Annotated in this window: 4 protein-coding genes; 2 read left to right on the top strand and 2 right to left on the bottom strand. The window is 46.3% G+C overall.

The window, feature by feature from the left end; all coding sequences use genetic code 11:
• Positions 1 to 16: 16 nt before the first annotated feature.
• Both QUB64_RS22530 and QUB64_RS22525 read right to left on the bottom strand, forming a co-directional pair.
• Positions 17 to 454 carry a thiol-disulfide oxidoreductase DCC family protein gene (locus QUB64_RS22530; RefSeq protein WP_333267310.1) on the bottom strand — a complete coding sequence of 146 codons (438 nt, stop codon included), beginning with the start codon at positions 452 to 454 and terminating at the stop codon, positions 17 to 19.
• A 137-nt stretch (positions 455 to 591) separates the two neighbouring features.
• On the bottom strand, positions 592 to 3,645 hold the full coding sequence (locus QUB64_RS22525) for a PAS domain-containing sensor histidine kinase (RefSeq protein WP_333267308.1): 3,054 nt from the start codon (positions 3,643 to 3,645) through the stop codon (positions 592 to 594).
• Between the two features lie 355 nt (positions 3,646 to 4,000).
• Here QUB64_RS22525 and QUB64_RS22520 point away from each other — a divergent pair, with 355 nt between their 5' ends.
• Both QUB64_RS22520 and QUB64_RS22515 read left to right on the top strand, forming a co-directional pair.
• Positions 4,001 to 5,194: an NAD(P)/FAD-dependent oxidoreductase gene (locus QUB64_RS22520; protein ID WP_333267306.1), complete on the top strand. Its 1,194-nt coding sequence runs from the start codon at positions 4,001 to 4,003 to the stop codon at positions 5,192 to 5,194.
• Positions 5,195 to 5,529: 335 nt separating this feature from the next.
• Positions 5,530 to 6,249, top strand: a complete 720-nt coding sequence (locus QUB64_RS22515) for an HAD-IA family hydrolase (protein WP_333267303.1) — start codon at positions 5,530 to 5,532, stop codon at positions 6,247 to 6,249.
• Positions 6,250 to 6,461 lie beyond the last annotated feature (212 nt).

Here is a 6,461-nt window from a genome sequence, read left to right as displayed (position 1 = left end):
AGGACTGAAGTCCTTACTACGAACCTGATTTTAAGTCTTGATTGTCGCAATTGTCGATCGACCTACAGCCCACTGCATAAGCCGATTTGTAGGTTGTCGATCGCTTGCCAAACAAAGTATAGCGGTTATCGCGCACTTGTTCGTACAGGCGATCGCCCATCCACTTCATCCCCGGCATTGCGCGGTAAGCTGCCACAAACACCTCGCCAGCAGGCAATATCCGCCCGATTTCCTCCGCTGCATCGCTACCTTGCCAGCGTTTTTCGGGATTATTCTTATCTATCAAAATCATCCCCATTTCGCAATCCTCAGCAGTTATATCAAACCGCTTTAATTCCTCTAAATCTTGCATAGAAATATACTCAAAGTTCTGGCCTCGATCGAGATTTTCAAGTAACTGCACCAACGTGACACAGAGATTGCAATTGCCGTCGTAAATTACGTTATAATTCATTGGTAATGGGGCATGGGGCATGGGGCATGGGGCATGGGGCATTGGTAATTGGAAGTAACTAATGACGGCAGGACTAATGACTAATGACGGCAGGACTAATGACTACTGTCAACTGTCAACTATCAACTGTCAACTGACTACTGACTCTTCCCTACAGGAATCTCGATCGCAAATTCCGTACCTTGACCCGGTGCGGAATTACACTTCAGCCGCCCGCCGTGCTTTTCCACCACAATTTGATAACTGATAGACAGCCCCAAACCAGTACCTTTCCCCGGTTCTTTCGTAGTAAAAAACGGATCGAACAGCCTTTCATGAACATCTATCGGAATCCCCGGCCCGTTGTCAGCAATCCGAATCACAATATGAGAAGGACGGCGAATAGAATCAGCACAAACAGCACCCTGTTCATATTTTACCTCAGTACAAATCCGCAGCGTCGGCGAAGGACAAGAAGGAATAGGGGCCTGTTCCCCGTCGCCCCACTGTCCGGTTTCCATTGCCTCTTCCAAAGCATCAATTGCATTGCCAATAATATTCATAAATACCTGATTTAACTGTCCTGCATAACACTGTAAGCGGGGCAAATTGCCGAACTCTTTGACCAGCGTAATTTTCGGATGTCCAGCCGTTTCTTTCAACCTGTGCTGCAAAATCAACAAAGTGCTGTCAATCCCTTCGTGAATATCCACCTGTTTTTGTTCCGCTTCATCCAAACGCGAGAAATTCTTCAGCGACAGCACAATTTGGCGAATTCTTTCTGCTCCCATTTTCATCGATGTTAACAGTTTCGGCAAATCTTTGAGCAGGAAATTTAAATCTCGATCATCTATTTCTTCTCGAATTGCCTTTGTTGGTTCCGGGTATTCCTGCTGGTAAAGTTGCAGCATTTTTAGCAAGTCTTTAAAGTAATCGTCTGCGTGCATGACGTTGCCGTAAATGAAGCTAACTGGATTGTTAATTTCGTGAGCGACTCCCGCTACTAACTGCCCCAAACTTACCATTTTTTCATTTTGAACCATCATGCTTTGAGTTTTATGCACGTCCCGCAGGGCTTTCGCTAATTCTTGATTTTTAGTCCTCAATTGACTTTCGGAAAGTCGCACCGCTTCTTCTGCTTGTTTGCGAGCGGTAATATCTTTGCGAATTGCTACATATTGATGGGGTTCTCCCTGAGAATTTAAGAAAGGTACAATCGTAGTATCCAACCAGAATAATCTGCCGTCTTTAGCTTGATTTTTCATTTCTCCCCGCCAAACATTTCCCTGGCGGATGGTTGACCAAAGCTGCTTGAAAAAATCGGCTGGGTGATAGCCGGAATTGACAATTCTGTGGGTTTGGCCGAGCAATTCTTCCCGAGAATATTTAAAGAGTTCGCAAAATTGGTCGTTGACATAGGTAATGGCGCCGAATTCGTCGGTATTCGAGACAATCGCCGATTGATCTAAGGCAAATTTTTCAAATTCTAATTCTTGGAGAGTTTGGCGCAATTCTGCTTCGGCTTGTTTGCGATCGCTAATATCGGTAATCATCCGCAAAACCCCCGCAAATTCGCCCTCAGCGTCGAACATTGGTGTCGCTGAGACGATCGCCCACAAGTGAGAGCCATCTTTGCGAGTAAACTGAAAATCGTGGCGTTCGCGGATGCCTTGGCGCCTGCGCTGCACGTAGCTTTCGGCTATTTCCCGAGAGTCGTCGTCGATAAACTCAAATAGCGATCGCCCCTGCATTTCCTCCACAGTATACCCCAGCATTTCGGCCATCCGACAGTTCGCAAAAGTCGTGTTGCTGTCGGCGTCAAACATCCAAACGCCCTCCGAAGCAGTTTCGACGATGCAGCGGTAATAACTCTCGCTTTCCCTGACAGATTCAGTAGCTTGTTTGCGATCGGTAATATCCGTTTGCACCGCAATAAAACCTTCGAGTTCCTCAGTTTCTCGATAAATAGGGGCGATAGAAAGTGCCACCCAATAACCCTTTCCATCCTTCCTGTAATTGTAAATTTCCTGATTAAACGGCTCGCCCCTATCCAAAGCCGATCGCAATTGGGCAATAGTTACCGGATCTGTTTGAGGGCCTTGCAGCACATCACCCGGTTTTTTCCCCAGCATTTCTGCCAGCACGTAACCGCTAATCCGAGTAAATCCTTCATTCACCCATTCTATGCAGCCTTGAGCATCAGTAATAATCACACCATTTTGCGTTTTTTGAGCCACGATCGCCAAGCGCGACAATTCTGTTTCAGTTTGTTTACTTTCGGTAATATCTTGAGCAATACCCAGAATGTACTTAGGCGCGCCAAAAGCGTCAAACAAAGGAACTTTTTTCGTGTGCAAAATCCGTTTTCCCCGGTGCGGAAGTTGGATGATTTCTTCTGGCAAATCAACCTCTTTTCCCGTGGCAAATACTTCTAAATCTTGTGCTTGCAAGTAATTTGCCTGCTCTGCTTCAAACAAGTCAGCAGCATTATTTCCCAAGACTTCATCGCTGGAATAGCCAAACAATTCTTCGCTAGCAGCATTCCAATAAATAAATCTTTGTTCCACAGCATCTTTAATAAACACGCTAACTGGCAAATTTTGCAGTACCGCATTCAGAAAATCTTGAGTGTTTCGCAGCTTTTCCTCAGCGCGCTTGCGCTCAGTAATATCCAAAATCACTCCGTCGAGATATACAACCTGAGACAGAGAATTTGCGATCGGCGAAACCGACGAAACCACACCAGACAAAAATTCCTCAATTTCCCCTTGTCCCTCTTGTCTCTCTCTAGCCTCATCCCCCTCGCCACAAACAGCTTGACCTTTTTCGTAAACCCAGGTAATTTCCCCGTCAGCCCGGAGAATGCGGTATTCAAGGATGTACGGAGTTCTAGTTGCTACACTTTTTTTGAGAGCCTCCTCCATATTTTTGCGGTCTTGAGGATGGATGATGCTGGCAAAAGAACGGACGCGATCGTTGATAAAATCAGAGGATGGATAGCCTGATATTTCTTGAACAGCCTCGCTCAAAAACGCCATTGTCCGTATTAATTCGCCATCGGGCCCCGTGCAGTCGCAGGTACAGCGGTATACAGCACCGGGAATATTAGCTACTAAATTTTTATATCGTTCTTCGCTGCTTAATAAAGATGAGCCATCTTCGTTATGGCGATCGCTATTCTTAAATTTAGAAGAATTCGAGGAAATTTGCATGATTTTTTCACTTGTGACTGCGGGAGCAAGTGTTAGAGTAGATGCCTGTATAAAAACTGAATTTAATTGGCGAAATAATTCGTTATCAACTAATATAGTACAAAATTACTTGTCCGAACATTCAAAAAATTTGAGGGCGGCTAATAGGAAGAAGGAAGAGGGAAGAAGGAAGAAGGAAGAAGGAAGAGCCAAGAGGGAAGAAGGAAGAGGGAAGAGAGAATATTTACCCCCTCTCCCCTCTCCCATCTCCCCATCTCCCCCTCTCCCCATCTCCCCCTCCCCCACTCCCCCACTCCCCGACTCTCGTTACAATAAGATAAGTTGCCTTGCTACCGATCGCCCTCAAACAAAAACCATGGCTCAACAACAACCCCGGATTTGCATTCTCGGCGGAGGCTTCGGCGGACTCCACACAGCCCTGCGCTTGAGTCAGTTACCCTTCTCCAAAACCGAAAAACCCGAAATAGTCCTAGTCGATCGGCGCGATCGATTTTTGTTCGTTCCCCTGCTGTACGAACTCCTCACCGGCGAACTCCAAACCTGGGAAATCGCCCCGCCCTTTGCCGAACTGTTGCAAAACACAGGCGTGCGTTTTTGTCAAGGAACTGTCTCTGGCATCGACTTAGAGTCGAAGCGAGTGCAGTTGCATGACGGGCCAGAAATTCCGTGCGATCGCCTAGTCTTAGCTTTAGGCGGCGAAACTCCCCTAGATATGGTCAAAGGAGCCGTTGAATACGCTTACTCGTTCCGCACCCTCGATGACGCCTACCGCTTAGAAGAAAGACTGCGGTTTCTCGAAGCCAGCAACCCCGACAAAATTCGGATTGCGATCGTTGGCGCCGGTTATTCGGGAGTAGAATTAGCTTGTAAATTAGCCGATCGACTCGGAGACAAAGGTCGCGTCCGATTAGTCGAGCAAGGCGACACGATTTTGCGGACATCACCAGAGTTCAACCGCGAAGCCGCCAACAAAGCATTAGAAAAACGCAAAGTCTGGATCGACTTAGAAACAGCCGTAGAGGCGATCGAATCCGACACCATATCCTTACTCTACAAAGGACAATTAGACGTTCTCCCCGTAGACATAGTATTGTGGACAGTAGGAACTCAAGTCAGTCAAGCAGTGCGATCGCTCCCCCTCAAACAAAACCACCGCGGTCAACTAATAGTTAACTCCCAGATGCAAATCATCGACCATCCAGACATATTTGCCTTGGGAGACTTAGCCGAATGTCACGACGCCACAGGTCAAAAAGTCCCATCCACAGCCCAAACAGCCTTCCAGCAAGCCGACTATACCGCCTGGAATATTTGGGCATCCCTGAGCGATCGACCATTACTACCTTTCCGGTACCAGCCGCTAGGAGAAATGATGACATTAGGAATAGACGAAGCCACCCTCACAGGTTTAGGAATCAAACTCGACGGACAACTAGCACACATTGCACGCCGCCTAGCCTATCTCTATCGAATGCCAACATTTGACCACCAACTAAAAGTTGGTTTCAACTGGATTAGCAAGCCGATTCAGGAGTTGCTTAAAAGTTAATAGATAAGACGGCGAATAGAATTCGCGTCTACACAAACGATGTCCGCTTTCGGGCCGACTGAAAAAAATAACTTAATTCCATTCGCCCGGTATTATTCTTCAACCTGCTCCCGTCAGGTGAGAGTTTGTGTAGGCGCGAATTCCATTCGCCCGGTCTTATTCTGATTCTTCAACCTGCTCCCGTCAGGTGAGAGTTTGTGTAGACGCGAATTCCATTCGCCCGGTCTGGTTCTGATTCTGATTCTTCAACCTGCTCCCGTCAGGTGAGAGTTTGTGTAGACGCGAATTCCATTCGCCCGGTCTTCTATTACTCGTTTTCAAATTTATTATAACCAATGACAAAAACTATCTTTTTAGATGCAGCAGGCACACTATTTGACGTGCGCGGCAGCGTCGGCGAAGTCTACGGACAACTAGCCAAAAAATTCGGAGTAACAGTTAACAGCAAAGAATTAAATGCAGCATTTTACCAAAGCTTCGCCTCAGCAAGTCCGATGACATTTCCAGGAATAGAAGCAGCAAAAATTCCCCAGTTAGAATTTCATTGGTGGCTAGAAGTTGCTGCGAAAGCATTCCAAATAGTAGGAATTTTCCATCAATTTTCAGACTTCCCCAAATTCTTTGCCGAGCTCTACGCTCATTTTGCCACCGCCGAACCTTGGTTCGTCTATCCCGACGTATTCCCCGCCTTAAATAAGTGGCAACAACAAGGAATCGAATTAGCAGTAGTCTCGAATTTCGATTCGCGACTTTATCCAGTATTAAAAGCCCTCAACTTAGCAGAATATTTCACATATGTCACAATTTCCACCGAAGTAGGTGCAGCCAAACCCCAGCCAGAAATTTTCACCGCAGCATTGCAAAAGCACAACTGCACAGCCGATAATGTCTTGCATATCGGCGACAGCTTCAAAGCAGATTATTGCGGTGCCAAAGCCGCCGGCTTAAAAGCAATTTGGTTGAACAGACAACAGGAAAAAGTAGAGTCAGGTAAATTGCCTTTAACTGAAACGAAACTAGAAGAGTGCAGCAGCCTTGATTATTTAACCTTTTAACTTGATAATGAGCAAGATGTAATATCATGTCCGGTCAATTACCCCCAAAAGGTTCGTAGTGAGGACTTTAGTCCTTCTTATTCTGCGGACTAAAGTCCGAACGATCAAACCAATCTTAGTAAGGTCATTCGAGCGAAAAGGTTCGTAGTGAGGACTTTAGTCCTTCTTATTCTGCGGACTAAAGTCCGAACGATCAAACCAATCTTAGTAAG

Source organism: Microcoleus sp. Aus8_D2 (genome assembly GCF_036702665.1).
Taxonomy (GTDB): Bacteria; Cyanobacteriota; Cyanobacteriia; order Cyanobacteriales; family Microcoleaceae; genus Microcoleus.
The sequence above is the reverse complement of the archived record's forward strand: the minus strand, read 5'-3'. Positions and strand labels throughout refer to the sequence as shown.